The 25,158-nt window shown below is 72.1% G+C and carries 25 protein-coding genes; 19 read left to right on the top strand and 6 right to left on the bottom strand.

Going from position 1 to position 25,158, the window contains the following annotated elements; translation table 11 throughout:
- Positions 1-34: 34 nt before the first annotated feature.
- From ACFOX0_RS08900 to ACFOX0_RS08920, 5 genes are all read left to right on the top strand, one after another.
- Positions 35-340 carry a hypothetical protein gene (locus tag ACFOX0_RS08900; RefSeq protein ID WP_377543396.1) on the top strand — a complete coding sequence of 102 codons (306 nt, stop codon included), beginning with the start codon at positions 35-37 and terminating at the stop codon, positions 338-340.
- The gene (gene alaS, locus ACFOX0_RS08905; protein WP_377543397.1) at positions 337-3,018 is read left to right on the top strand and encodes an alanine--tRNA ligase; all 2,682 of its coding nucleotides are present in this window, start codon (positions 337-339) and stop codon (positions 3,016-3,018) included. Before ACFOX0_RS08900 ends, alaS begins: the two co-directional genes overlap by 4 nt.
- 109 nt (positions 3,019-3,127) lie before the next feature.
- On the top strand, positions 3,128-3,589 hold the full coding sequence (ruvX, locus tag ACFOX0_RS08910) for a Holliday junction resolvase RuvX (protein ID WP_377543399.1): 462 nt from the start codon (positions 3,128-3,130) through the stop codon (positions 3,587-3,589).
- Positions 3,586-4,830 (top strand): endolytic transglycosylase MltG, encoded by a 1,245-nt coding sequence (gene mltG, locus ACFOX0_RS08915; RefSeq protein ID WP_377543401.1) that lies wholly within the window; start codon positions 3,586-3,588, stop codon positions 4,828-4,830. The genes ruvX and mltG overlap by 4 nt, the downstream gene beginning before the upstream one ends.
- Positions 4,827-5,729 carry a shikimate dehydrogenase gene (locus tag ACFOX0_RS08920; RefSeq protein WP_377543404.1) on the top strand — a complete coding sequence of 301 codons (903 nt, stop codon included), beginning with the start codon at positions 4,827-4,829 and terminating at the stop codon, positions 5,727-5,729. The genes mltG and ACFOX0_RS08920 overlap by 4 nt, the downstream gene beginning before the upstream one ends.
- A 29-nt stretch (positions 5,730-5,758) precedes the next feature.
- On the opposite strand, the gene ACFOX0_RS08925 is transcribed toward ACFOX0_RS08920, so the two are convergent.
- Genes ACFOX0_RS08925 through ACFOX0_RS08935 form a run of 3 tightly spaced genes read right to left on the bottom strand, consistent with a single transcriptional unit; the run spans position 5,759 to position 7,171 of the window.
- Positions 5,759-6,328: a TIGR03086 family metal-binding protein gene (locus ACFOX0_RS08925; protein WP_377543406.1), complete on the bottom strand. Its 570-nt coding sequence runs from the start codon at positions 6,326-6,328 to the stop codon at positions 5,759-5,761.
- A complete protein-coding gene (locus ACFOX0_RS08930) occupies positions 6,321-6,803 on the bottom strand; it encodes an SRPBCC family protein (protein ID WP_377543409.1) in 483 nt (160 codons plus the stop codon). Before ACFOX0_RS08930 ends, ACFOX0_RS08925 begins: the two co-directional genes overlap by 8 nt.
- A complete protein-coding gene (locus ACFOX0_RS08935; protein ID WP_377543411.1) occupies positions 6,800-7,171 on the bottom strand; it encodes an ArsR/SmtB family transcription factor in 372 nt (123 codons plus the stop codon). Before ACFOX0_RS08935 ends, ACFOX0_RS08930 begins: the two co-directional genes overlap by 4 nt.
- A 130-nt stretch (positions 7,172-7,301) precedes the next feature.
- On the opposite strand from ACFOX0_RS08935, the gene ACFOX0_RS08940 reads away from it, so the two are divergent.
- Positions 7,302-8,732, top strand: a complete 1,431-nt coding sequence (locus ACFOX0_RS08940; protein ID WP_377543413.1) for a serine hydrolase domain-containing protein — start codon at positions 7,302-7,304, stop codon at positions 8,730-8,732.
- Positions 8,733-8,750: 18 nt separating this feature from the next.
- Here the strand turns inward: ACFOX0_RS08940 and ACFOX0_RS08945 are convergent, their stop codons facing one another.
- The gene (locus ACFOX0_RS08945; RefSeq protein WP_377543416.1) at positions 8,751-9,413 is read right to left on the bottom strand and encodes a hypothetical protein; all 663 of its coding nucleotides are present in this window, start codon (positions 9,411-9,413) and stop codon (positions 8,751-8,753) included.
- 146 nt (positions 9,414-9,559) lie between these two features.
- On the opposite strand from ACFOX0_RS08945, the gene ACFOX0_RS08950 reads away from it, so the two are divergent.
- From ACFOX0_RS08950 to ACFOX0_RS08960, 3 genes are all read left to right on the top strand, one after another.
- Positions 9,560-10,456 (top strand): polysaccharide deacetylase family protein, encoded by an 897-nt coding sequence (locus ACFOX0_RS08950; RefSeq protein WP_377543417.1) that lies wholly within the window; start codon positions 9,560-9,562, stop codon positions 10,454-10,456.
- Between the two features lie 160 nt (positions 10,457-10,616).
- The gene (gene aroC / locus ACFOX0_RS08955; protein ID WP_377543420.1) at positions 10,617-11,795 is read left to right on the top strand and encodes a chorismate synthase; all 1,179 of its coding nucleotides are present in this window, start codon (positions 10,617-10,619) and stop codon (positions 11,793-11,795) included.
- Positions 11,792-12,328 (top strand): shikimate kinase, encoded by a 537-nt coding sequence (locus tag ACFOX0_RS08960; protein ID WP_377543422.1) that lies wholly within the window; start codon positions 11,792-11,794, stop codon positions 12,326-12,328. The genes aroC and ACFOX0_RS08960 overlap by 4 nt, the downstream gene beginning before the upstream one ends.
- Positions 12,329-12,398: 70 nt before the next feature.
- Here the strand turns inward: ACFOX0_RS08960 and ACFOX0_RS08965 are convergent, their stop codons facing one another.
- Positions 12,399-13,133 (bottom strand): alpha/beta fold hydrolase, encoded by a 735-nt coding sequence (locus ACFOX0_RS08965; RefSeq protein ID WP_377543424.1) that lies wholly within the window; start codon positions 13,131-13,133, stop codon positions 12,399-12,401.
- Positions 13,134-13,214: 81 nt separating this feature from the next.
- On the opposite strand from ACFOX0_RS08965, the gene ACFOX0_RS08970 reads away from it, so the two are divergent.
- From ACFOX0_RS08970 to nusB, 5 genes are read left to right on the top strand one after another with little or no spacing between them, the layout of a single operon-like run.
- Positions 13,215-14,234 (top strand): helix-turn-helix transcriptional regulator, encoded by a 1,020-nt coding sequence (locus ACFOX0_RS08970; protein WP_377543426.1) that lies wholly within the window; start codon positions 13,215-13,217, stop codon positions 14,232-14,234.
- Positions 14,235-14,245: 11 nt separating this feature from the next.
- Entirely contained in the window at positions 14,246-15,322 is a 1,077-nt protein-coding gene (gene aroB, locus ACFOX0_RS08975; RefSeq protein ID WP_377543428.1) for a 3-dehydroquinate synthase, read from the top strand.
- Positions 15,319-15,762, top strand: a complete 444-nt coding sequence (gene aroQ / locus ACFOX0_RS08980; protein ID WP_377543430.1) for a type II 3-dehydroquinate dehydratase — start codon at positions 15,319-15,321, stop codon at positions 15,760-15,762. Before aroB ends, aroQ begins: the two co-directional genes overlap by 4 nt.
- 41 nt (positions 15,763-15,803) lie before the next feature.
- The gene (gene efp, locus ACFOX0_RS08985; protein WP_377543432.1) at positions 15,804-16,361 is read left to right on the top strand and encodes an elongation factor P; all 558 of its coding nucleotides are present in this window, start codon (positions 15,804-15,806) and stop codon (positions 16,359-16,361) included.
- Between the two features lie 23 nt (positions 16,362-16,384).
- Positions 16,385-16,795, top strand: a complete 411-nt coding sequence (nusB, locus tag ACFOX0_RS08990) for a transcription antitermination factor NusB (RefSeq protein ID WP_377543582.1) — start codon at positions 16,385-16,387, stop codon at positions 16,793-16,795.
- A 123-nt stretch (positions 16,796-16,918) separates the two neighbouring features.
- Here nusB and bldD read toward each other — a convergent pair whose 3' ends face one another.
- Positions 16,919-17,407, bottom strand: a complete 489-nt coding sequence (bldD, locus tag ACFOX0_RS08995) for a transcriptional regulator BldD (RefSeq protein WP_095564825.1) — start codon at positions 17,405-17,407, stop codon at positions 16,919-16,921.
- A gap of 309 nt (positions 17,408-17,716) precedes the next feature.
- On the opposite strand from bldD, the gene pyrR reads away from it, so the two are divergent.
- Genes pyrR through carB form a run of 5 tightly spaced genes read left to right on the top strand, consistent with a single transcriptional unit; the run spans position 17,717 to position 25,122 of the window.
- Positions 17,717-18,298 carry a bifunctional pyr operon transcriptional regulator/uracil phosphoribosyltransferase PyrR gene (gene pyrR, locus ACFOX0_RS09000; protein ID WP_377543434.1) on the top strand — a complete coding sequence of 194 codons (582 nt, stop codon included), beginning with the start codon at positions 17,717-17,719 and terminating at the stop codon, positions 18,296-18,298.
- The gene (locus ACFOX0_RS09005; protein ID WP_377543584.1) at positions 18,295-19,221 is read left to right on the top strand and encodes an aspartate carbamoyltransferase catalytic subunit; all 927 of its coding nucleotides are present in this window, start codon (positions 18,295-18,297) and stop codon (positions 19,219-19,221) included. Before pyrR ends, ACFOX0_RS09005 begins: the two co-directional genes overlap by 4 nt.
- The gene (locus tag ACFOX0_RS09010) at positions 19,218-20,540 is read left to right on the top strand and encodes a dihydroorotase (protein WP_377543436.1); all 1,323 of its coding nucleotides are present in this window, start codon (positions 19,218-19,220) and stop codon (positions 20,538-20,540) included. Before ACFOX0_RS09005 ends, ACFOX0_RS09010 begins: the two co-directional genes overlap by 4 nt.
- 5 nt (positions 20,541-20,545) lie before the next feature.
- The gene (carA, locus tag ACFOX0_RS09015; protein ID WP_377543586.1) at positions 20,546-21,796 is read left to right on the top strand and encodes a glutamine-hydrolyzing carbamoyl-phosphate synthase small subunit; all 1,251 of its coding nucleotides are present in this window, start codon (positions 20,546-20,548) and stop codon (positions 21,794-21,796) included.
- Complete coding sequence (carB, locus tag ACFOX0_RS09020) at positions 21,796-25,122, top strand: carbamoyl-phosphate synthase large subunit (RefSeq protein WP_377543439.1); 3,327 nt, start codon at positions 21,796-21,798, stop codon at positions 25,120-25,122. Before carA ends, carB begins: the two co-directional genes overlap by 1 nt.
- The last annotated feature ends 36 nt before the right edge of the window (positions 25,123-25,158 follow it).

The following is a 25,158-nucleotide window of genomic DNA, read 5'->3' on the forward strand; positions in this document are numbered from 1 at the left end:
CGACGGTACGGGCAGGGTTGGAGAGGATGGGGACATGAGGCGGTTGCTGTGGCTGGGCGTCGGGCTCGCCGTCGGCGCGCTGGTGGTACGGAAACTGACCAAGACCGCGCAGGCGTACACGCCGAGCGGCATCGCCACGTCGCTGACGGAATCCGCTGGCGGCCTCGTGGAGTCGCTGCGTAGCTTCGTGGACGACGTCCGCGAGGGCATGGCCGAGCGGGAGCAGGAGATCAACGACGCCTTCGCCGAGGGTGTCGCGTACGAGGACCAGTTCGCCGACCTGCGGGAGGACCCCCGGATCGGCGACCAGAGGCTGTTTCCGGAGGAAGGCGTTCGATGAAGACGGCGGAGATCAAGCGGCGCTACCTGGCGCACTTCGAGGCCAACGGACATACGGTGGTGCCGTCCGCTCCGCTGCCCGCCATCAGCGACCCGAACCTGCTGTTCATCAACGCCGGCATGGTGCAGTTCGTGCCGTACTTCCTCGGTCAGCAGAAGCCGCCCCACGCCCGGGCGGTCAGCGTGCAGAAGTGCCTGCGTACGCCCGACATCGACGAGGTCGGCAAGACCAGCCGGCACGGCACGTTCTTCCAGATGAACGGCAACTTCTCCTTCGGCGACTACTTCAAGGAAGGCGCCATCCCGCTGGCCTGGGACCTGGTGACCAGGTCGGTCGAGGCGGGCGGTTTCGGGCTCGACCCGGAGCGGGTCTGGCCGACCGTCTATCTCGACGACGACGAGGCGTACGAGATCTGGCGTTCGGTCGGGGTACCGGCCGAGCGGATCGTGCGCCGCGGCAAGCAGGACAACTTCTGGTCGATGGGCATCCCCGGTCCGGCCGGCCCGTGCTCGGAGCTGTTCTACGACCGCGGCCCGGAGTACGGCCGCGAGGGTGGTCCGGAGGTCGACGAGGACCGCTACATGGAGTTCTGGAACCTCGTCTTCATGCAGTACGACATCGCCGACGTCCGGAGCAAGGATGAGTTCCGGATCGTCGGCGAGCTGCCGGCCAAGAACATCGACACCGGCATGGGCCTGGAGCGGATGGCCTCCATCCTGCAGGGCGTCGACAACCTTTACGAGATCGACGAGGTCCGGCCGATCCTGGACCGGGCGTCGGAGCTGACCGGCAAGCGGTACGGGGCGAATCCGTCCCACGTGGCCAGCGAGTCGCACCCGGACGACGTGCGGCTGCGGGTGATCGCCGACCACGTCCGCACCGCGCTGATGCTGATCGGCGACGGGGTGACCCCGGCCAACGAGGGCCGCGGCTACGTGCTGCGTCGGATCATGCGCCGGGCGATCCGGGCGGTCCGGCTGCTGGGTTACCAGGACCGGGCGCTGCCCGAGCTGCTGCCGGTCGCGCGGGACTGCATGGCGCCGTCCTACCCCGAGCTGGCGACCGACTTCGAGCGGATCTCCCGGTACGCGTACGCCGAGGAGGACGCCTTCCTGGCCACGCTGCGGGCGGGCACCACGATCCTGGACACGGCGATCGCCGAGACGAAGTCCACCGGCGGTTCCCGGCTGTCCGGGGACAAGGCGTTCCAGCTGCACGACACGTACGGTTTCCCGATCGACCTGACCCTGGAGATCGCGGCTGAGCAGGGGCTCGCGGTCGACGACGAGGGCTTCCGCCGGCTGATGGCCGACCAGCGGTCCCGGGCCAAGGCCGACGCGAAGGCGCGCAAGACCGGCCACGTCGACCTGTCGGCGTACCGGACGGTGCTGGACACCGGCGGTCCGGTGGAGTTCACCGGCTACACCGAGACGCGCCGCGAGTCGCGGGTCCGCGCGTTGCTGGGCACTGCTGGTGCGCCGCTCACCGCGGCCGGCGAGGGGGACACCGTCGAGCTGGTCCTCGACTCGACCCCGTTCTACGCCGAGGGCGGTGGCCAGCAGCCGGACACCGGACTGATCACCGTGGGTGGCGGGCTGGTCGAGGTGTTCGACGTGCAGCAGCCGATGCCGGGACTGATCGTGCACAAGGCCCGGGTGGTACGCGGCGAGGTGCGCAGCGGCGAGGAGGGGCTCGCCGAGATCGACGTGACCCGGCGCCGGGCGATCTCCCGGTCACACACCGCTACCCACCTGGTACACCAGACGATGCGTAACTTCCTCGGCGAGTCGGCGACCCAGGCGGGTTCGCTGAACGCGCCGGGCCGGCTCCGGTTCGACTTCAACACCCCGACCGGGGTGGCGCCGAGCGTGCTGCACGACGTCGAGCAGCAGATCAACGAGGTGCTGCTGGCGGACCTGGAGGTGCACGCCTTCATCACCTCCCAGGAGGAGGCCCGCCGGCTGGGCGCGATGGCGCTGTTCGGCGAGAAGTACGGCGACGAGGTGCGGGTCGTCGAGGTCGGCGACTACGCCCGGGAGTTGTGCGGTGGCACCCACGTCACCCGGTCCGGCCAGCTCGGCCTGGTCAAGATCCTCTCCGAGTCGTCGATCGGTTCCGGGGTACGCCGGGTCGAGGCGCTGGTCGGCATCGACGCGTTCTCCTTCCTGGCCAAGGAGCACCTGCTGGTGAACCGGCTGGCCGAGCTGTACCGGGTGCCGAACGACCAGGTCGCCGACCGGGTCGAGCAGACGGTGACCCAGCTGCGGGACGCCGAGAAGGAGCTGGAGAAGCTGCGCGCCCAACTGGTGCTCGGCGGTGCCGGGGCGCTCGCCGCGCAGGCCAGGGACGTCCGCGGCACCGCGTACGTGGGCACCGAGGCGCCCGAGGGCGCGGCCGGTAACGACGTGCGGACTCTGGCGCAGGAGATTCGGGGCAAGATCGACCCGGTCCGGCCGGCGGTGGTGGCCGTGGCGGCCCGGTCCGGCGGCAAGGCATCCCTGGTGGTGGCCACCAACCCGGCGGCCAAGCAGCGCGGGTTGTCCGCGGCGGACCTGGTCAAGGGCGCCCTGTCCGGCCGGGGTGGCGGCAACGCCGACCTGGCCCAGGGTGGCGGCGTGCCCGCGGCCGAGGTGCCGAACCTGTTGGCCGCGGTGGAGAAGGCCATCGCCGAGGCGTGAGAAATTCCCTGGTTGATTCGGGGCGGAGCGTTGTGGTTTCCTCAGCCACGATGACCCGCCCCGAACCAGTAGCCTGCCGCAGTCGGACGCGTACGAGGAGTCACCACAGATGAGTGACTCTCCGCGCGGCACCCGGCTCGGCATCGACGTGGGGCAGGTCCGGGTCGGGGTGGCCCGCTCGGACCCGGACGGCATCCTGGCGACTCCGCTGGTGACGCTGGCCCGGGACCTGACCGCGGAAGAACCCGCCGTCCCGGCCGACATCACGGCGATCGTCCGGTTGGCCCGGGAGCACGATGCCGTCGAGGTGGTCCTCGGCCTGCCGGTCAACCTGGCCGGTCGGCACGGACCGGCGGCCGGCCACGCCAAGGCGTACGCGGAGCGGTTGGGTCGGGCGCTGGACCCCGTTCCGGTGAGGCTGGTCGATGAGCGGATGTCGACCGTCGTCGCGTCTCGTAGGCTTGCCGAGCGGGGCGTCCGGGGTAAACGGCAACGGGCGGTGGTCGATCAGGCGGCCGCGGTGGAGATCCTGCAGAGCTGGCTGGACAGGCAGCGGAGGCGGACAACATGATCGACGAGCTGGACCTCGCGTTCGACGAACGCGCCGACGAACGGACCGAGAAGGGCCGACATCGGCGCAGCTTCGTGGAGAAGCGCAGGAAGAAGAAGGCCGGCGGTGGGGGCGGCGGGGGCCGCGGCAAGACCGTGGTCGCCCTGCTGATGGCGGTGCTGCTGCTCGGTGTGCTGGGAGGCGGCGCCTGGTACGGCTTCGACAAGGTCCAGGGCTTCTTCACCGCGCCGGACTACGACGGGCCGGGCACCGGCGAGGTCGTCGTGCAGGTCAAGCCCGGCCAGCTCGCGGCCGAGATCGGCGACACCCTGGCCGCCGCGGACGTGGTCAAGAGCGCCAAGGCGTTCGTGGAGGCGGCGAACGACAACTCGCGCAGCCGCAACATCCAGGCCGCCAGCTACAAGCTGCGCAAGCAGATGAAGGCCGCCGACGCGCTGAACCTGATGCTCGACCCGAAGAGCAAGGTGGTCAACGGGATCACCATCCCCGAGGGCATGATGAGCCTGCAGATCTACGACAAGCTGTCCAAGGAGACCAAGATCCCGGTCGCGGAGTTCAAGAAGGCCGCCGCCGACCCGGTGAAGCTCGGCGTGCCGGCGTTCTGGTTCAACCGCACCGACGGCAAGAAGTCCACCAAGAGCATCGAGGGCTTCCTCTTCCCGGCCACCTACGAGATCCCGCCGAAGGCCACCGCCGAGCAGATCCTCGGGATGATGGTCCAGCACTTCCTCCAGGTGACCCAGGACATGAAGTTCGTCGACACGGTGCAGAACCAGCGGGGCATCTCGCCGTACGAGGCATTGATCACGGCGTCCATCGCGCAGGCCGAGTCGGTGCACCACGTCGACATGCCGAAGGTCGCCCGGGTGATCTACAACCGGGTCTACACGGACAAGTACCACTGCAAGTGCCTGGAGATCGACAGCGCGATCAACTACTGGCTGCGGCTGCAGGGCAAGGACCCGAAGGACTCGGACGTCCTCAAGCAGAGCGAGCTCAACGACCCGAAAAACCCCTACCGGACGCACGGGGTGAACGGCCTGACGCCCACGCCGATCAGCAACCCCGGCGAGGACGCGCTCAAGGGCGCGATGGACCCGCCGACCGGCAGTTGGGTCTACTTCATGACCGTCGACAAGAAGGGCACGATGGGCTACGGCTCCACCGACGCGGAATACCAGGGCCTGATCCGACAGATGTGCAAGAACGGCGTGCTCAGCGGGGAGAACTGCCCGAAGTGAGAGCGGCCGTCCTCGGTAAGCCGATCGCCCACTCGCTCTCCCCGGTGATCCACAACGCCGGCTACCGGGCGGCCGGGTTGACCGGCTGGTCGTACACGGCGGTGGAATGTGCCGAGGCCGAGCTGCCGGCCCTGGTGGCCGGCCTCGGCCCGGAGTGGGCCGGGCTGTCGCTGACCATGCCGCTCAAGCAGGCGGCGCTCGCGCTGGCCGGCGAGGTCGCGCCGGTCGCGGCCGCGACCGGCGCCGCCAACACCCTGGTACGCCGGGCGGACGGCTCCTGGTACGCGGACAACACCGACGTGGCCGGCATGGTGGACGTGCTCACCGCGGCCGGCGTGTCCCGCGGCCCGACGGTGACGGTGCTCGGCGCGGGCGGCACCGCCCGGGCCGCACTGGCGGCCGCGGCCGGGCTGGGTGCGCCGGCGGTGACGGTGGTGGCCCGGCGGGCCGAGGCGGTCGACGACCTCCGTCCGGCCGCCGAGGCACTCGGCATCGACCTGCACGCCGCGCCCTGGCCGGCGTCCGGCGGCCCGGACGCCGCTGCTCCCGGCCGGCGGCCCGGCGGCCCGGATGCCGCTCCCGGCCGGCGGCCCGGCGGCCGGGGCGTCGCCGAGGCGGCGTTTGTCGCCGATGTGGTGATCTCCACCGTGCCGAAGGGGGTCGCCGACCCGCTGGCGCCGGAGGTCTCCTGGCGATCCGGCACGGTGCTGTTCGACGCCCTCTACGATCCGTGGCCGACGCCGCTGGCCGGCGCCGCCGCGGCGGCCGGCTGTCGGGTGGTCTCCGGCCTGGACCTGCTGCTGGCCCAGGCGGTCGGCCAGTTCGAGCAGTTCACCGGGGTGGACGCGCCGGTGGCGGCGATGCGGGCCGCGCTGCGCGCGGCCCGCTCGCCGGCCTGAGCCGCGCCGGCCGGCGGGCCGGCGAGCGGTCAGGTCGTCGGCCTCCAGTGCGGATCGCGGCCGATGAAGGCCAGCAGCTTGTCCTGGGCGTCGGCGTCGTCCTTCACCGGCACCCGGGGGCCGTACTGCCCGGACGACCGGATGATCTCCTCCATCGGCTCCATGCCCGCCAGCAGTTGGGCGCAGAGGTCCGGATCGAGGCGGTCGTCCTGGCCGGTGGCCCGGGCCAGGTCCCAGGTGTGCATGAACACGTCGGTGGTGTAGAACTGGTCGATCGCCCGGTCCAGCGGTAGCTGGCCGATGTGCTGGTTGGACAGGCTCTTGTCGGCGGTCGCCGGGTCGTCGAGCAGCGCCTGGACGGCGTTGACGTGCGCCTGCCAGGCCCCGACCGGGTCGTCGTCGACCGCCGGCCCGGCCGGCAACCGCACGTCGGAGCCGCCGGCCAGGAACGCCGGCAACCAGTCGACCAGATGCCGTACCACGTCCCGGGCGGTCCAGCCGGCGACCGGCGCGGGCGCGTCCCAGGAGCGGGTGCCCCGGACCCGGTCGGTGAACTCGCGGGCGATCTGCCGGTGCCGTTCGGCGGGCCGGTCAGACACTGCCGTCGGCCAGCATGGTGTCGAGCTTGGCGTAGCCCTCGTTGACCCCGGTCTCCATGCCGCTGGCGAGCCAGGCGTCGCGGTCGGCGAAGCTGTCGACCAGGGACTGGGCGTGCAGCCGGGTACGCCCGTCGCCGAGGTCCTCGAACCGCAGGGTCTCCAGCGCCACCCCGTCGGGTTGCCCCTCGAAGGTGAACGTCTGCACGATCCGGTCCGGCCGCACATCGTGGAAACAGCCGCGGAAGGCGAACTCCTGGCCGTCGTGCGAGGAGACGAACCGCCAGCTGCCGCCGGGACGGGCGTCCCACTCGACCACCCGGGTCCGGGTGCTGTCCGGTCCGACCCACTGCGCGAACAGCTCGGGGTCGGTGTGCGCCCGGAACAGTTGCTCCGGGGTCGCGGTGAAGTCCCGGGTGGTCCGGATGACCGGCACCTTCGGGTCGGCCTCGATCGTGGTTTCGGCGACAGTGTTCACGCCGCGCTTCCTTCCTGTTGTCCGGTGTCGTTCGGTTTCTCGTCGTCCATCCGCGCCAGCACCGCGTCCAGGCGGCGGTAGCGTTCCTCCGCCTGGCGCCGGTAGCGCTCGATCCACTTGTCCATCAGGTCGAAGACCTCCGCGTCCAGCCGCACCGGTCGCGGCTGCGGCCCGGGCGGTCGGGTCACCACCCCGGCCTCCTCCAGCACCTTGAGGTGCTTGTAGACCGCCTGCAGCGACATCTGGTAGGGCTCGGCGAGCTGGCTCGCGGTCGCGTCGCCCGCCGAGAGCCGGGCCACCATGTCGCGCCGGGTCGGATCCGCGAGCGCCGCGAAGACCCGCGACAGGACGTCCGCCGTCGTAGCCATCCCACCTCTCTTTCAACCGCTCGGTTGATTGGACGCTACCTGGTGGCGTCGAGCGTGTCAACGGAAAGGTTGAAAGACCTGGTCAAAAACGTAGGGCCAGCAGGTCGGTCGGTCCTGTTAGGGTGCCCGGATGCCGCCGCGACGCGCCCTGCTGCCGAGGTCGAGGCCGGCCGACTCGGGGGTGTCCTCCCGCGCGATCGCCGCCCTGCTGGACCGGCTCGAAGCGCGATCGGTCGAGTGTCATTCGATCATGATCGTGCGCCACGGCCATGTCGTGGCCGAGGGCTGGTGGGCGCCGTACTCGGCCGAGCGCCCGCACCTGCTGTACTCGGTGACCAAGTCGTTCACCTCGGTCGCCGTGGGGCTCGCGATCGCCGACGGACGCCTCTCGCTGGACGACCGGGTGGTGGACGTGTTGCCCGACCACGTTCCGGAGGGCATCCCGGAGCAGGGCCGGCGGCTCACCGTCCACCACCTGCTGTCGATGACGAGCGGGCACCGGACGGACAGCCTCGCCGAGGCCTGGCGGCTGGAACCGGGCGACCTGGTAAAGGGCTTCCTGCGCGTACCGTTCCTGGACGGGCTGGGAACGCGGCACGCCTACGACAACGCGACCACGTTCGTCCTGGCCCGGATGGTGGAACGAGCGACCGGCCGCGGCCTGCCGGAGCTGCTCGACGAGCGGCTGTTCGAGCCGATGGGCGTCGACCACGCCGAATGGGACCGGGTGGCGAGCGGCGCCGTCTTCGGATTCCACGGGTTGCACCTCACGACCGAGGCCGTCGCCGCCTTCGGTGAGATGCTGCGGTGCGAGGGCCGGTGGGGGGACCGGCAACTCGCACCGCGGGAATGGGTGCGGCTCGCGACCAGCCGGCACATCGAGACCCCGCCCGCGGAGATCGGCGCGGGGGGCGCCGACTGGCAGTGCGGGTACGGATACCAGTTCTGGATGTCGCGGCACGGCTATTTCGCCAACGGCGCCTACGGCCAGCAGTGCGTGGTGGTCCCCGAGCACGACCTCGTGGTGGTCCTGACCTGCGCCACATCCCAGGAGCAGGCGACGTTCGACGCGATATGGGAGTGTCTGCTGCCCGGCATGGACCACCGCGACGGCGCCCGGGACGACGAGCTTCTCGCGGACCGGCTGCGGCGGCTGTCACTGGCGCCGGTGTCGGGTGTGGCCGCCCCGGGACGTGCGGCCAAGGCGAGAATCGACGCCTCCGCCGAGTGTCCGCCGCTGCCCGACGGCACCACGGTGCTCCTCGACGCCCTGGACGATGGCTGGCGCCTGCGGATAGGGTCGTCGCTCACCGTCGACGTCGGACACGGCGAATGGCGGGAGAGCCTCCCGCTCGGCCGTCCTGTCGTCGCGGCCGGCGCCTGGCAGGGCGACACGTTCGTCGCCGACCTCTACGTCATCACCACTCCGCACCGGGTCCGGCTGGTGGTCGACGCCGCCGCGGGGACAGCCGTGGCGACGTGGCACACCGTGCCAATGAGCAGCCCCGATCTGGTGGTGCACCTGCGGTCGCCGCTGATGACCCGACCCGACGTCGCATAGGTCGGCTCGATCGCTCGCTCAGTCGGTGGAGACGCGGTGGAGGTAGGGCCCGAAGTGGTCGGCGACCATGTGCGCGACGGCCTCCGGCCCGCCCGATCCGTCCACCTCGATCACGCGGACGCCGAGCCGCCGGGCCGAATCCGCCGCCGCCGCGGCGACCAGCTCGTCCCGCGCGAGCCGGTTGCGCTGCGCCCGTTCCGGATCACTCACCGGTACGCCCAGCGCGCCGGCCCGGGGCAACTCGGCGACCTGACGACGGCGGAACTGCGGGGTGGGCACCAGCAGCACCATCCGACGCGGCGAGTCGAGGATCGGGGCCACCAGGTGCGGCCGTAGTCCCCAACCCTCGGCGAGCACCGGCCGGCCGGAGACCAGCGCCCGCAGGTCGTCGAGGATCCATTCGAACCGCAGCTCGAAGTCGGCCAGCGCCGCCTCCGCCATCTCCTGCGGCGTCGCGGTGACCCATTCCCGCTCCGGATCGGGTCGCTCGGCGGACTGTCCACTGCGGACCCGGTGGGCCAACCGGCGGTCGTCGTGGCCGCGCGCGTCGTGGTAGTCGTGGTGGTACGCGGTGAGGCCGTACCGCACCGCCAACAGCCGGGCGACGGTGGACTTGCCGGCCCACTGGCCGCCGCCGATCCAGAGGGCGTTCCGGATGGTGCCGAACGGGTCCCAGGTCATGCCGGACAGCGTCGACCGTCCACAACCGAAGATCAAGTCTTGTTCCGGGCGACCGGAGCTGGTTGATTGGAAGATGACGGCGCGTACCATTCGCCGGACGAGCGTTCCTCGGGAAGCGTCCCCTCCGCCTCAGGGAGTTTCTTCCGATGCATCTGGTACGCGTACTGCCGTTCGCCGTCCGGGTCCCGGCCCTGGGCCTGGCGCTGCTGCTCACCGTCGCCGGCTGCGGGTCGTCCTCCGCTCGGCAGGTGATCGGTCCGAAGCCGGTCGGCCGGGCCGCGGCGGCACCGGCGGCCGACGGCGGCGCGGCCAGGCCCGGTCAGCCGGCCGGCGATCCGGCTACCGCGTCGACCTCGGGGCCGGCCGGGGCCGGTACGCAGCCGGGCGGTGCCCCCGGCCCCAAACCGAGCCCGCGACCCGAGGTGATGCACGGTCCCGCCGGTTCGCAGAGCCGTACCGGCACCGACGCGGTGGCGCTGACCTTCGACGACGGGCCGGACCCGGTGAACACCCCCAAGCTGCTCGACCTGCTCAAGGCGCACGGGGTGAAGGCGACCTTCTGCCTGGTCGGCCACCGGGTGCGGGACAACCAGGAGATCGTGAAGCGGATCGCCGCCGAGGGGCACACCCTGTGCAACCACTCCTGGCAGCACCTGGAGGACCTGGCCAAGCGGCCGGACAAGTACCTGATGCGGGACCTGGTGGCGACCAACGAGCAGATCCACAAGGCGGTGCCCGGCGCGAAGATCCAGTACTTCCGGGCGCCGTACGGCAACTTCACCACCCGGCTCAACGGCTTCGCCGCGAGGCTCGGCATGATCCCGTTGTCCTGGAACGTCGACGACGAGTGCTGGCAGACCGCGAAGTACGGCAGCGGCGCGAAGATGACCGGTCACATGGCGGCGATGGTGCGGCAGGAGACCCGTAAGGGCTCGATCATCCTCAGCCACGACAACCTGAAACCGCAGACCCCGGTGGCGTACCAGGAGATCCTGCCCTGGCTCACGGCCCGGTTCCAACTCGTCCCGATGCCGGTCACCTGATCCGGTCAGGACCGTGACGACCTGGCCGCCCGCCTGGCCCCGCGTCCGCAGGGCGGGACGCGGCGGGCGGGGAGCCGGAGCGGGCACCGAGCGTGACAGACTGATCGGCGGGCGGGCGAGCCGGAGTCCTCGCCGCCGTTGAGACGGAAGGCGTCGGAACGTGTTGCGCTGGCTGACCGCAGGTGAATCGCACGGCCCCGCCCTGATGGCCGTGCTGGAGGGCGTACCCGCCGGGATCGAGGTGACCAGCGCGGACATCGTCCGCGAGCTGGCCCGCCGGCGGCTCGGCTACGGCCGGGGCGCCCGGATGGCGTTCGAGCAGGACGAGGTCGAGATCATCGGCGGCCTGCGGCACGGCCGGACCCTGGGCAGCCCGTTCGCCGTACGGGTGGGCAACTCGGAGTGGCCCAAGTGGCGCACCGTGATGGCGGCCGATCCGGTGTCCGAGGAGGAGTTGGCCGCTCAGGCCCGCAACGCCCCGCTGACCCGTCCCCGGCCGGGCCACGCCGACCTGGCCGGCATGCAGAAGTACGGGCACACCGACGCCCGGCCGATCCTGGAACGGGCCAGCGCCCGGGAGACCGCCGCCCGGGTGGCCGTGGGCACCGTCGCCAAGGCGCTGCTGCGGCAGGCGCTGGGCGTGGAGATCGTCTCGCACGTGGTGGAGTTGGGCTCGGTGGCGGCCAAGCCGGGCCTGCAGCCCCGGCCGGAGGACGCCGAGCGGGTGGACGCCGACCCGCTGCGCTGCCTCGACCCGGAGGCGAGCGCACGGATGGTCGCCGAGGTCGACGCGGCCAAGAAGGACGCCGACACGCTCGGCGGCATCGTCGAGGTGCTCGCCTACGGACTGCCCCCGGGCCTCGGCAGTCACGTGCAGTGGGACCGCAAGCTGGACGCCCGGCTGGCCACCGCGCTGATGTCGATCCAGGCCATCAAGGGCGTGGAGATCGGCGACGCGTGGCAGCAGGCCCGCTCCCGGGGCTCGGTGGCGCACGACGAGATCGTGCCGACCGCGACCGGCGTGCGTCGGGTCACCGACCGGGCCGGCGGCCTGGAGGGCGGCATGACCACCGGCGAACCCCTTCGGGTACGCGCCGCGATGAAGCCGATCTCGTCGTTGAACCGGGCCCTGTCCACGGTGGACGTCAGCACCGGCGAGCCGGCCACCGCCATCAACCAGCGGTCCGACGTGTGTGCGGTGCCCGCCGCCGCGGTGGTGGCCGAGGCGATGGTCGCGCTGGTGCTGGCCGAGGCGGCGACCGAGAAGCTCGGCGGCGACTCGGTGACCGAGATCCGCCGCAACCTGGCCGGCTACCTCGACCACCTGGTGATCCGGTGACCGCCCCGACGGCCGCCGGAACGCCGTCGACCGGGCCGGTCTGCGTGCTGGTCGGCCCGCCCGGCGCCGGCAAGAGCACCGTCGGGCAGTTGCTGGCCGACCGGCTGGGCCGCGGCTTCCGGGACACCGACCTGGACATCGAGGCGACCGCCGGCAAGCCGATCCCGGAGATCTTCATCGACGAGGGGGAGGAGCACTTCCGTACCCTGGAACGGGCCGCCGTGACGGTGGCGCTGGCCTCCTTCGACGGGGTGCTGGCGTTGGGCGGCGGGGCGATCCTGGCCGAGTCGACCCGGGCCGCGCTCGCCGGACATCCGGTGGTCCACCTGTCGGTGCAGTTGCCGGACGCGATGAAGCGGATCGGCATGGGCGCCGGCCGGCCGCTGCTCGCGCTCAACCCGCGGGCCACCCTGAAGCATCTGATGGACCAGCGCCGCCCGCTCTACGAGCAGGTCGCCGTCGGGACCGTCGGCACCGACGGGCGCACCCCCGAGGAGATCGTCGAGGAGATCGTCGCCCTGCTCAAGGTCTGACTGTGAGCATGGCGAGCCGTCGGGCCCGCCGCCACCGACGGCGGGCCCGAGGACGCCGACCGACCGTGGGTCAGCTCTTCCGGCCGATCTCGTCGAGGATCGCGACCAGCCGCTCCGGTTCGCTGAACATCGGCCAGTGCCCGGTCGGCAGCCCGTGCAGGTCTGCCCCGGCGAGCAGGGCGAAGAACGGGTGTCCCTGTTCGATCATGGACCGGGCCACCTCGACCGGGAAGGTGCAGGAGATCAGGGCGGTCGGCACGGGGGCGGCCGCGCCGGTGCGCCGGACCGGGTCGGTCGCCGCCCGCAGCGGTTGCGGGGTCGCCCGGCGACGCAGCAGCGCCAGCGTGTCGGCGTCGAGGCCGGCCAGGTTCCGCGGGTCGGCCGCCGGATCCCAGGCCGGGGGCGGCAGCAGGTGACCGGCACCGATCAGACCGCGCAGCCGGTCCTGTTCCTCGGGCGGATTGACGTCGAACTGGGCCGTGCCGTCCGGCAGCGGGCCGCTGTCCAGGTAGACCACCCGCGCCAGCCGGTCCGGGATCCGGTCCGCGACCTGGGCCACCGGCATCCCGCCGCCGGAGTGGCCGACCAGCACCACGTCGCGCAGCTCCTCGGTCTCGACCACCCGCACGATGTCCTCGGTGTGCGTCTTGAGGCCGACCTCCGGGCCGGCCAGGTGCGCCCGGTCCGCGACCCCGGTCAGGGTCAGCGGGTGGACCTCGTGTCCGTGGGCGCGCAGCCCGGCGGTCACCTCCCGCCACGCCCAGGCCCCCAGCCAGAACCCCGGCACCAGTACGAATGTCGCCATTGCTCGCTCCTTCGTTCCCGTCGTTCCGGCGACCGTACGATGGCATCCGGACAGAACCCGCCCGGATAAGGAGTGTGGCCCGTGTCACGTCCGGCCGCCCGGGTGCTCGGCATGCTCGAACTGCTGCAGGCCCACCACCGGCTCACCGGGGTCGAGCTGGCCGGCCGGCTCGGCGTCGACGAGCGGACCGTCCGCCGGTACGCGGGCACCCTCACCGCCCTGGGCGTCCCGGTCGAGGCCGGCCGGGGCCGGTACGGCGGCTACCGGATCCGGCCCGGTTTCAAGCTCCCGCCGTTGATGCTGACCGAGGACGAGGCGGCGGCGGTGGTGCTCGGTCTGCTGGCCGCCGAGCGGATCGGGCTCGCCACCGAGGCGCCGGCCACCGGGTCCGCGCTGGCGAAGATCAGCCGGGTCCTGCCGGCCGCCCTCGCCGACCGGCTCGCCGGCCTGCGGGAACACCTCGGCTTCACCATGCGTCCCCGGGACCCGCGACCGCAGCCGGCGACCGACACCCTGCTCACCCTCGGCGCGGCGGCCCGGGACCGGCGCCGGGTCACCCTCGACTACCGGTCCTGGCGGGGCGAACGGACCCGGCGCCGGTTCGACCCGTACGGCCTGGTCTTCCACGCCGGCCGGTGGTACGTCACCGGACACGACCACCTGCGCGGGCAGCCGCGGACCTTCCGGCTGGACCGGGTCGACGAGGTGACCACCGGGGCGGAGACCTTCACCGCGCCGGCCGGCTTCGACCCGGTCGCCCAGGTGACCCGGGGGCTGGCGGCCGTGCCGTACGCGGTCGAGGTACGGGTGCTGCTGGCGGTCGACCTACCGACCGCCAGCCGGCGGATCCCCGCCACGGTGGCCGGGTTGACCGAGACCGACGACGGGGTGCTGCTGCACACCCGGGCGGAGAGCCTGGACGGGATGGCGCACCTGCTCGCCGGGCTGGGCTGGCCGTTCACCGTGCTCACCCCGGACGAGCTGCGGACCGCCGTGGCCCGGCACGCCGCCCGGCTCGCCGACTGGGCCACCGCCGACCGGCTGGACGCGGCGCGGCTGCGGGCGTCGCGAGGGCACCCGGCGGCGCCCCGGAACGACTAGGCTGCCAGCCGATGGACGAGGTGACCCGGATCCCGGTCGGCGGCGAGCGGCCGTACGACGTACTGGTGGGGCGTGACCTGCTCGACGCGCTGCCGCCGTTGCTGGTGGGCGCGACCCGGGTAGCGGTGCTGTTCGCGCCACCGTTGAAGGGACGGGCCGACGCGCTCGCCGAGCGGTTGCGGGCGGCCGGGGTGGCGCCCACGCCGATCGAGCTGCCGGACGCCGAGGACGGCAAGACGATCGAGGTCGCCGCCCGGTGCTGGGACCGGCTGGGTGAGGCGGGCTTCACCCGTACCGACGCGGTGGTCGGGTTGGGCGGCGGCGCGGTGACCGACCTGGCCGGCTTCGTCGCGGCCTGCTGGCTGCGCGGGGTCCGCTGGGTGGCCGTGCCGACCTCGTTGCTCGGCATGGTCGACGCCGCGGTCGGCGGCAAGACCGGGATCAACACCGCGGCCGGCAAGAACCTGGTGGGCGCCTTCCATCCGCCGGCCGGCGTGCTGTGTGAGCTGTCGTCGCTGGCCACCCTGCCGCCGGTGGACCTGGTCGCCGGCCTGGCCGAGGTGGTCAAGTGCGGCTTCATCGCCGACCCGGCGATCCTGGACCTGGTCGAGGCGGACCCGGTCGCGGCCGTCGTACCGGACGGGCCGGTGGTCCGCGAGCTGATCGAGCGGGCGATCCGGGTGAAGGCCGACGTGGTCTCCGCCGACCTGCGCGAATCGGGCGTACGCGAGGTGCTGAACTACGGGCACACGCTGGCCCACGCGATCGAGCGGGCCGAGGGTTACCGGTGGCGGCACGGGCACGCCGTCGCGGTCGGCCTGGTCTACGCGGCCGAGCTGAGCCGGCTCGCCGGGCGGCTGGACGAGCCGACCGCCCGCCGGCACCGGACGGTGCTCGACCTGCTCGGCCTGCCGACCGGCTACCGGGCGGACGCCTGGCCGGACCTGCTGGCCACGATGCGGGTGGACAAGAAGACCCGGGGCGCGCGGCTGCGTTTCGTGGTGCTGGCCGGCACCGGCCGGCCGGAGATCCTCGACGGCCCGGACGACGAGCTGCTGCGGGCGGCGTACCGGGCGGTCGGCGGATGAGGGTGTACGTGCTCAACGGCCCGAATCTTGGCCGGCTGGGCACCCGGCAGGTCGACGTGTACGGCGTCACCTCCTACGCCGACCTGGAGCGGCGGTGCCGGGCCGACGGCGCCGAGCTGGGCCTGGACGTCGAGGTTCGGCAGACCGACGCCGAACACGAGATGCTCGGCTGGCTGCACGCCGCGGCCGACGAGGCCGCCGCCGTGGTGCTCAACCCGGGCGCCTGGTCGCACTACTCGTACGCCGTCCGGGACGCCTGCGCGATGCTGCGCGGTCCGCTGATCGAGGTGCACATCTCCAACATCCACGCCCGGGAGCAGTTCCGGCACCACTCGGTGATCTCCGCGATCGCCACCGGGGTGATCTGCGGTCTCGGCATCGACGGCTACCGGCTGGCGCTGCACCACCTGGCCCGGCTGTCGGGCGTGGCCGACCAGTAGACTTGCCGGGTCTGTCCGTCAATTGAAGATCAAGGCAGGAAATGGCCACCACCAACGACCTCAAGAACGGTCTGGTTCTCAACCTCGACGGCGATCTGTGGGCCGTCGTGGAGTTCCAGCACGTCAAACCCGGTAAGGGCGGTGCGTTCGTCCGCACCACGCTGAAGAACGTGCTGTCCGGCAAGGTTGTCGACAAGACCTTCAACGCGGGCACCAAGGTCGAGACCGCCACCGTCGACAAGCGCACCATGCAGTACCTGTACGCCGACGGCGAAGACTACGTGTTCATGGACCTGGACACCTTCGACCAGATCCCGGTGCCGGGGCAGACCGTGGGCGACGCGGCCAACTACCTGCTGCCCGAGGCCGAGGCGACGGTGGCCCTGCACGAGGGCGTGCCGCTCTACATCGAGCTGCCCACCAGCGTCTTCCTCGAGGTGACCTACACCGAGCCGGGGCTGCAGGGCGACCGCTCCACCGGCGGCAACAAGCCGGCCACCGTCGAGACCGGGGCCACGGTGATGGTGCCGCTGTTCATCACCACCGGCGAGAAGATCAAGGTCGACACCCGCGACGGCCGTTACCTCGGCCGCTCCTGATGGCCGAGGGTCCCAAACAGCAGATGCCCGCCCGCCGCAAGGCGCGTAAGCGGGCCCTCGACGTCCTCTACGAGGCCGACCTGCGGGACCGGCCGCCGGTTGAGGTGCTCGCCGGGTACATCCAGCGGCTGGAGCAGCCCCGTCCCGAACACCTCGGGTACGCGGTGAGCCTGGTCGAGGGGGTGGCCCAGCACCTGGACCGGATCGACGAGTTGATCGCCAGCTACGCGGAGGGCTGGACCCTCGACCGGATGCCGGTGGTGGACCGTAACCTGGCCCGGATCGCGGTCTACGAACTGCTCTACGTCGACGAGATCGACGACGCCGTGGCGATCACCGAGGCGGTCGAACTGGCCCGGCAGATGTCGACCGACGACTCGCCGCGCTTCCTCAACGGGGTCCTGGGCCGCATCGCCGAGTACGCCACCCGCTGACACCGGTGCCGAACAGGGCGGGTGCCGGATGGCACCCGCCCTGTCGCGGTCGGTCGGCTCGCGGTCGGTCGGCTCGCGGTCGGTCGGCTCGCGGTCGGCCGGCTCGGGTTCGGCCGGCTCGGGTCAGGACGCGAACAGCGCCCGCGGGTCGGCGACCAGCACACCGTGCTCGGTGAGCCGCTCGATCAGCCCGGACGGGGAGGCGTCGTACACGATCGCCAGCGCCCGCAGGTCGTCCGCCCGGATGGACAGCACGCGGCCGTTGTAGTCACCGCGCTGCTGCTGGATGGCCCGGGCGTAGCGGGCGACGTAGGCGAGTTCCTCGGACGCCTCGTCGTAGAGCCGCTCCAGGTCGAGCACGATCTTGTTGGTGGGTTCGTGCCGGACACCGCTGCCGTCGGGCAGCAGTTCCGAGACGGGCACCCGGTAGAAGTCGGCCAGCTCGGCGAGCCGGGACACGGTGACTGCCCGGTCCCCACGCTCGTACGAGCCGACCACAACGGCCTTCCAGCGCCCGTTCGACTTCTCCTCCACCCCCTGCAGGGAGAGCCCCTGCTGCTGGCGGATTGAGCGCAGTCGGGCGCCCAACGACTTGGCGTACTCAGAGGGCATTGGCGTCACTCCCAGGGTGCTGGCTCGGGGTTCTCCCCAGCGGTCGCTACGGAGCGTGACGGTACGGGGATTGCGAGACGGGGTCAAGTGCCAGTTACTTTCGTGTCGGCCCCGGCCCGCCGAAGATGCCTGCCACAGCAGCCCGCTGATCAGTCGGTCAGTGACGTACGACCCTCGTTGCCCGGCCCGGGTTCGGCCACCCCGGATCGCTGGTAACGTGACGGCCAGCCCCGGCCTGACCGCATCTGACCAGGCCGAACCCGACATCCTTTAACGACCCGTCCCGTGAGGCGGGGAAGGAGGTCCGCCGTGGCCTTACCCTCGGCTGCCAGCCCGCAGGCGGCGTCAGCACCGTCCGTGAAGGGCATCCTGACCAGTGCCGATCTGCTCCGCGTGGTCGACCGCATCGCACACCAGATCCTGGAGAAGACCCAGGGCGCCGCCGACACGGTCCTGCTCGGCATCCCCACCCGGGGTGTGCCGCTGGCCCGTCGGCTGGCCGACCGGATCGGTGCCTTCGAAGGCGTCCGGGTGCCGGTCGGTGTGCTCGACATCACTCTCTACCGGGACGATCTCCGTCGCCAGGCCACCCGCGCGGTGGGCCCCACCCAACTTCCCGAGGGTGGGATCGACGGCCGCCGGGTGATCCTCGTCGACGACGTGCTCTTCTCCGGCCGCACCGTACGGGCGGCCCTGGACGCGCTGAGCGACCTGGGCCGGCCCAACTCGGTCCAACTCGCCGTGCTGGTCGACCGCGGCCACCGGCAACTGCCCATCCGGGCCGACTACGTCGGCAAGAACATCCCGACCGCGCTGAGCGAGAGCGTGAAGGTCACCCTGGCCGAGACCGACGGCACCGACGAGGTCAAGCTCTACGGGGAGCGATCCTGATGCGACACCTGCTGTCCGGCGCCGACCTGGACGCCGAGCGCGCCACCCTGATCCTGGACACCGCCGCCGAGATGGCCACCGTCTCCGGGCGGGAGGTCAAGAAACTGCCCGCGTTGCGCGGCCGGACCGTGGTGAACCTCTTCTACGAGGACTCCACCCGGACCCGGATCTCCTTCGAGGCCGCCGCGAAGCGCCTCTCCGCCGATGTGATCAACTTCTCGGTCAAGGGATCCAGCGTCTCCAAGGGCGAGAGCCTGAAGGACACGGCGCTGACCCTGCAGGCGATGGGCGCCGACGCGGTGGTGGTCCGGCACCCGGCGTCCGGCGCGCCGCACCGGTTGGCCAACTGGGTCGACGGCTGCGTGGTCAACGCCGGCGACGGCACCCACGAGCACCCGACCCAGGCGCTGCTCGACGCGTACACCATGCGGTCCCGGCTGGGCCGGCTCGCCGGCCTCCAGGTCGCCGTGGTCGGCGACGTGCTGCACAGCCGGGTGGCCCGGTCGAACGTGCTGCTGCTGTCCACCCTGGGTGCCAAGGTCACCCTGGTCGGCCCGCCCACCCTGATCCCGGTGGACATCGGCGCCGCGCTCGCGCCCGGCACCGAGGTGTCGTACGACCTGGACGCGGTGCTGCCCAGCACGGACGTGGTGATGATGCTGCGGGTGCAGCGGGAGCGGATGGCCGACTCCTACTTCCCGTCCGCCCGCGAGTACGCCCGGCGCTACGGGCTGGACGCGCCCCGGTGCCGTCGGCTGCCCGACCACGCGATCGTGATGCACCCCGGACCGATGAACCGGGGCATGGAGATCGCCCCCGAGGTCGCCGACTCGCCCCGGTCCACCATCGTCGAACAGGTTGCCAACGGGGTCTCCGTGCGGATGGCCGTCCTCTACCTACTGCTCGGAGGGATGAGTAAATGAGTTCTCCGTACCTGATCAAGGGGGTCGGTGTCCTCGGCGCGGAACCGACCGACCTGCTGATCCGCGACGGCGTGGTCGCCGAGGTCGGGCGTGGCCTGTCGGCCCGCGGCGCCGGCGTGCTGGACGCCGCCGGGCTGGTCGCCCTGCCCGGCCTGGTGGACCTGCACACCCACCTGCGCGAGCCGGGACGCGAGGACGCCGAGACCGTCGAGTCCGGCTCCCGGGCCGCGGCGCTGGGCGGTTACACGGCGGTCTGCGCGATGGCCAACACCTCCCCGGTTGCCGACACGGCCGGGGTGGTGGAGCAGGTGTGGCGGCTCGGCCGGGAGGCCGGCCTGGTGGACGTGCAGCCGATCGGCGCGGTCACCGTCGGGCTGGCCGGCGAGCGGCTGGCCGAACTGGGCGCGATGGCCGACTCCGCGGCCCGGGTACGGATCTTCTCCGACGACGGGTTCTGCGTCGCCGACCCCCGGCTGATGCGCCGGGCGCTGGAGTACGTGAAGGCGTTCGACGGGATCATCGCCCAGCACGCCGAGGAGCCACGGCTGACCGAGGGCGCCCAGCTGCACGAGGGCGAGGTGTCCACCCGGCTCGGCATGACCGGCTGGCCGGCGGTGGCCGAGGAGGCGATCATCGCCCGGGACGTGCTGCTCGCCGAGCACGTCGGCAGCCGGCTGCACGTGTGCCACGTGTCCACCGCCGGCAGCGTCGAGGTGCTGCGGCACGCCAAGGCCCGAGGGGTCCGGGTCACCGCCGAGGTGACCCCGCACCACCTGCTGCTCACCGACGAACTGGCCGCCGGCTACGACCCGGTGTTCAAGGTCAACCCGCCGCTGCGGACCCGGGCCGACGTGCTCGCGCTGCGGGCGGCGCTAACCGACGGGGTGATCGACGTGGTGGCCACCGACCACGCGCCGCACGCCGTGGAGGACAAGGAGTGCGAGTGGGCGTACGCCCGGCCGGGCATGCTCGGGCTGGAGACGGCGCTGTCGGTCGTGATCGACGTGCTGGGCGACGGTGACGCGTCCGGCGCCGGTGCCGGGCGGGCCGACGTCGCCCGGTGGGACCTGATCGCCGAGCGGATGTCCCGTACCCCGGCCCGGATCGCCGGCCTCACCGGCCACGGTCGCACCCCGGCGCCCGGCGTCCCGGCCAACCTCACCCTGGTCGACCCGACCGCCCGGCGCGTCGTCGACCCGGGCGACCTGGCCAGCCGCAGCCGCAACACCCCGTACGCGGGGCGCGAACTGCCCGGCCGGGTGGTCGCCACCTTCCTGCACGGCGAGCCGACGGTCCTCGACGGAAAGGCTGTGAAATGAGTTCCATCCGGCGGCGGTCCGCGATCCTGGTCCTGGAGGACGGGCGGACGTTCCGTGGCGAGGCGTACGGCAGCGTGGGGGAGACCTTCGGCGAGGCGGTCTTCAACACCGGCATGACCGGCTACCAGGAGACCCTGACCGACCCGTCCTACCACCGGCAGGTGGTGGTGCAGACCGCGCCGCACATCGGCAACACCGGGGTGAACGGCGAGGACGACGAGTCGGGCCGGATCTGGGTGGCCGGCTACGTGGTCCGCGACCCGGCCCGGATCGGTTCCAACTGGCGGGCCATCGGCGGCCTGGAGGACCGGCTGGCCGCCGAGGGCGTGGTCGGCATCTGTGGCGTGGACACCCGGGCGTTGACCCGCCACCTGCGCGAGCGGGGCGCGATGCGGGTCGGCGTGTCCAGCGTCGAGGACGACCCACGGGCGTTGCTGGAGCGGGTTCGCCAGGCCCCCTCGATGGTCGGCGCCGACCTGTCCGCGCAGGTGAGCACCGAACGGCCGTACACGGTGCCGGCGATCGGCGAGCACCGGTTCACGGTGGCCGCGCTGGACCTGGGCATCAAGCGCAACGTGCCGCGCCGGCTGGCCGCCCGCGGCGTCACCACCCACGTGCTGCCCGCCTCGTCGACCCTGGACGACGTGCTGGCCACCGGCGCGGACGCGGTGTTCATCTCGCCCGGACCGGGCGACCCGGCCACCGCCGACCACCCGGTGGCGCTGGCCCGGGAGGTGCTGGCCCGCCGCCTGCCGCTGTTCGGGATCTGCTTCGGCAGCCAGGTGCTCGGCCGGGCGCTGGGCTTCGGCACCTACAAGCTCGGCTACGGCCACCGGGGGATCAACCAGCCGGTGCTGGACCGGTCCACCGGCAAGGTCGAGGTGACGTCGCACAATCACGGCTTCGCGGTCGCCTGGCCGGGCCGCGACGAGCAGCCCGGTGCGGTCGCCTGGCCGGGCCGCGACGACCAGCCCGGCGCGGCCGGCGGGGCGCGGCCGGGGGTCGGCGCTGCCGACGCGGTGGTGCCCGATCGGCTGATCTCCACCGAGTTCGGTGATGTCGAGATCAGTCATGTCTGCCTCAACGACAACGTGGTCGAAGGGCTGCGGGCCCGTGAGGTGCCCGCGTTCACCGTCCAGTACCACCCGGAGGCGGCGGCCGGCCCGCACGACGCCGACTACCTGTTCGACCGGTTCGCCGAGTTGATCGAGGGATCGGGCCGCCACGACCGGAAGCCGACCGAGGGGGCGCGCTGATGCCGAAACGGACCGACCTGGAACACGTCCTGGTGATCGGCTCGGGGCCGATCGTGATCGGGCAGGCGTGCGAGTTCGACTACTCCGGCACGCAGGCCTGTCAGGTGCTGCGCGGCGAGGGGCTGCGGGTCAGCCTGGTCAACTCGAACCCGGCGACCATCATGACCGACCCGGAGTTCGCCGACGCGACGTACATCGAGCCGATCACGCCGGAGTTCGTCGAGCTGGTCATCGCCAAGGAACGGCCGGACGCCCTGCTGCCCACGCTGGGTGGGCAGACCGCGTTGAACACGGCCGTCGCGCTGCACTCCTCCGGCGTCCTGGAGAAGTACGGCGTGGAACTCATCGGCGCGGACATCGAGGCCATCCGCCGGGGCGAGGACCGGCAACTGTTCAAGGACATCGTGGCCGCCGCGGGCGGGCAGACGCCGCGGTCGCGGGTCTGCCACTCGATGGCCGAGGTCGAGCAGACCGTGGCGGAACTCGGCCTGCCGGTGGTGATCCGGCCGTCGTTCACCATGGGCGGGCTCGGCTCCGGCATGGCGCACACGCCCGACGAACTGGCCCGGATCGCCGGCGCCGGCCTGGCGGCCAGCCCGGTGCACGAGGTCCTCATCGAGGAGAGCGTGCTGGGCTGGAAGGAGTACGAACTCGAACTGATGCGCGACCGGAACGACAACGTCGTGGTGGTCTGCTCGATCGAGAACATCGACCCGATGGGCGTGCACACCGGGGACAGCGTGACGGTGGCCCCGGCGATGACCCTGACCGACCGGGAGTACCAGGCGCTGCGCGACCTCGGCATCGCGGTGCTGCGCGAGGTCGGGGTGGACACCGGCGGCTGCAACATCCAGTTCGCGGTCAACCCGCGCGACGGCCGGCTCGTGGTGATCGAGATGAACCCCCGGGTGTCCCGGTCGTCGGCGCTGGCCTCGAAGGCGACCGGCTTCCCGATCGCGAAGATCGCCGCGAAGCTGGCCATCGGCTACACGCTCGACGAGATCCCGAACGACATCACCCTGCAGACTCCGGCCGCGTTCGAGCCGACGCTGGACTACGTGGTGGTGAAGATCCCGCGGTTCGCGTTCGAGAAGTTCCCCGGCGCCGACCCGGAGCTCACCACCACCATGAAGTCGGTGGGCGAGGCGATGAGCCTGGGTCGCAACTTCACCGAGGCGCTGAACAAGGCGATGCGCTCGATGGAGACGAAGGCGGCCGGCTTCTGGACCCTGCCGGATCCCCTCGGCGCCACCCTGGAGAACACCCTGCGGGCGTTGGCGACGCCGCACGACGGGCGGCTCTACACGGTGGAGCGGGCGCTGCGGCTGGGTGCCTCGGTGGCGCGGGTCGCTGAGGCGTCCGGCGGGATCGACCCGTGGTTCCTGGACCAGATCGCCGCGCTGGTCGACCTGCGCGCCGAGATCGTCGACGCCGCCGTGCTCGACGAGGAGCTGCTTCGCCGGGCCAAGCGGGCCGGGCTGTCCGACCGTCAGATCGCCGCGCTGCGTCCGGAACTGGCGGCCGAGGACGGGGTACGGACCCTGCGGCACCGGCTCGGCCTGCGACCGGTCTACAAGACGGTGGACACCTGCGCGGCCGAGTTCGACGCGACCACGCCGTACCACTACTCGTCGTACGACGAGGAGACCGAGGTGGCGCCGTCGGACCGGCCGAAGGTGCTGATCCTCGGGTCCGGGCCGAACCGGATCGGCCAGGGCATCGAGTTCGACTACTCCTGCGTACACGCGGTCATGGCGCTGCGCGGCGGGTACGAGACCGTGATGGTCAACTGCAACCCGGAGACCGTCTCCACCGACTACGACACCGCCGACCGGCTCTACTTCGAGCCGCTGACCTTCGAGGACGTGCTGGAGGTCTGGCACGCCGAGGACAGCTCCGGCAAGGCGGCCGGCGGTCCCGGCGTGGTCGGGGTGATCGTCCAGCTCGGCGGGCAGACCCCGCTCGGGCTCGCCCAGCGGCTCAAGGACGCCGGGGTGCCGATCGTCGGCACCTCGCCGGAGTCGATCAACCTGGCCGAGGAGCGGGGCGCGTTCGGCGCCGTGCTGGCCCGGGCCGGGTTGCGGGCGCCGGCGCACGGCACCGCCACCTCGTACGAGGAGGCCAAGGCCATCGCCGACGAGATCGGCTATCCGGTGCTGGTGCGCCCGTCGTACGTGCTCGGCGGGCGGGGCATGGAGATCGTCTACGACGACGCGACCCTGCGCGACTACATCGGGCGGGCCACCGCCGTGTCGCCGGACCACCCGGTGCTGGTGGACCGGTTCCTCGACGACGCCATCGAGATCGACGTGGACGCGCTCTGCGACGCCGACGGCGAGGTCTACCTCGGTGGCGTGATGGAGCACATCGAGGAGGCCGGCATCCACTCCGGCGACTCGGCGTCCGCCCTGCCGCCGATCACGCTGGCCAGTTCGCACCTGGTGACCGTGCGCTCCTACACCGAGGCGATCGCCCGCGGGGTCGGCGTGCGCGGCCTGCTCAACGTGCAGTACGCGCTCAAGGACGACACGCTGTACGTGCTGGAGGCCAACCCGCGCGCCTCGCGGACCGTGCCGTTCGTGTCGAAGGCGACGGCGGTGCCGCTGGCCAAGGCGGCGGCCCGGATCGCGCTCGGCGCGACCATCGGGCAGTTGCGGGGCGAGGGTCTGCTGCCGGCGACCGGGGACGGCGGCGCCATGCCGGCCGGCGCGCCGATCGCGGTCAAGGAGGCGGTGCTGCCGTTCAAGCGGTTCCGTACCCCCGCCGGCAAGGGCGTCGACTCGCTGCTCAGCCCGGAGATGAAGTCGACCGGCGAGGTGATGGGCATCGACGTGTCGTTCGGCGAGGCGTTCGCCAAGTCGCAGTCCGCCGCGTACGGCTCGCTGCCCACCGCCGGCCGGATCTTCGTCTCGGTGGCCAACCGCGACAAGCGGGGCATGATCTTCCCGGTCAAGCGGCTGGCCGACCTCGGCTTCGAGATCGTCGCCACCACCGGCACCGGCGAGGTGCTGCGCCGGCACGGCATCTCCTGCGAGCTGATCCGCAAGCACTACGAGGAGGCCGGCGCGGGACCGGACGCGGTCTCGCTGATCCTCGCCGGCGAGGTCGCGCTGGTGATCAACACGCCGCAGGGCTCCGGCGCGAGCGCCCGCTCGGACGGCTACGAGATCCGCAGCGCCGCCGTGACGGCGGACATCCCCTGCATCACCACGGTCCCCGGCGCCGCCGCCGCAGTGATGGGCATCGAAGCCCGGATCCGGGGTGACATGACCGTCCGTCCGCTGCAGTCCCTGCACGCCGCGCTCCGCCCGGAGCTGGCCCGTTGAGCATCGAGTCAGCCGCGACGGCCAGCCCGGCCGGCC

This window comes from Micromonospora zhanjiangensis, assembly GCF_042650605.1.
Lineage (GTDB): Bacteria > Actinomycetota > Actinomycetes > Mycobacteriales > Micromonosporaceae > Micromonospora_J > Micromonospora_J zhanjiangensis.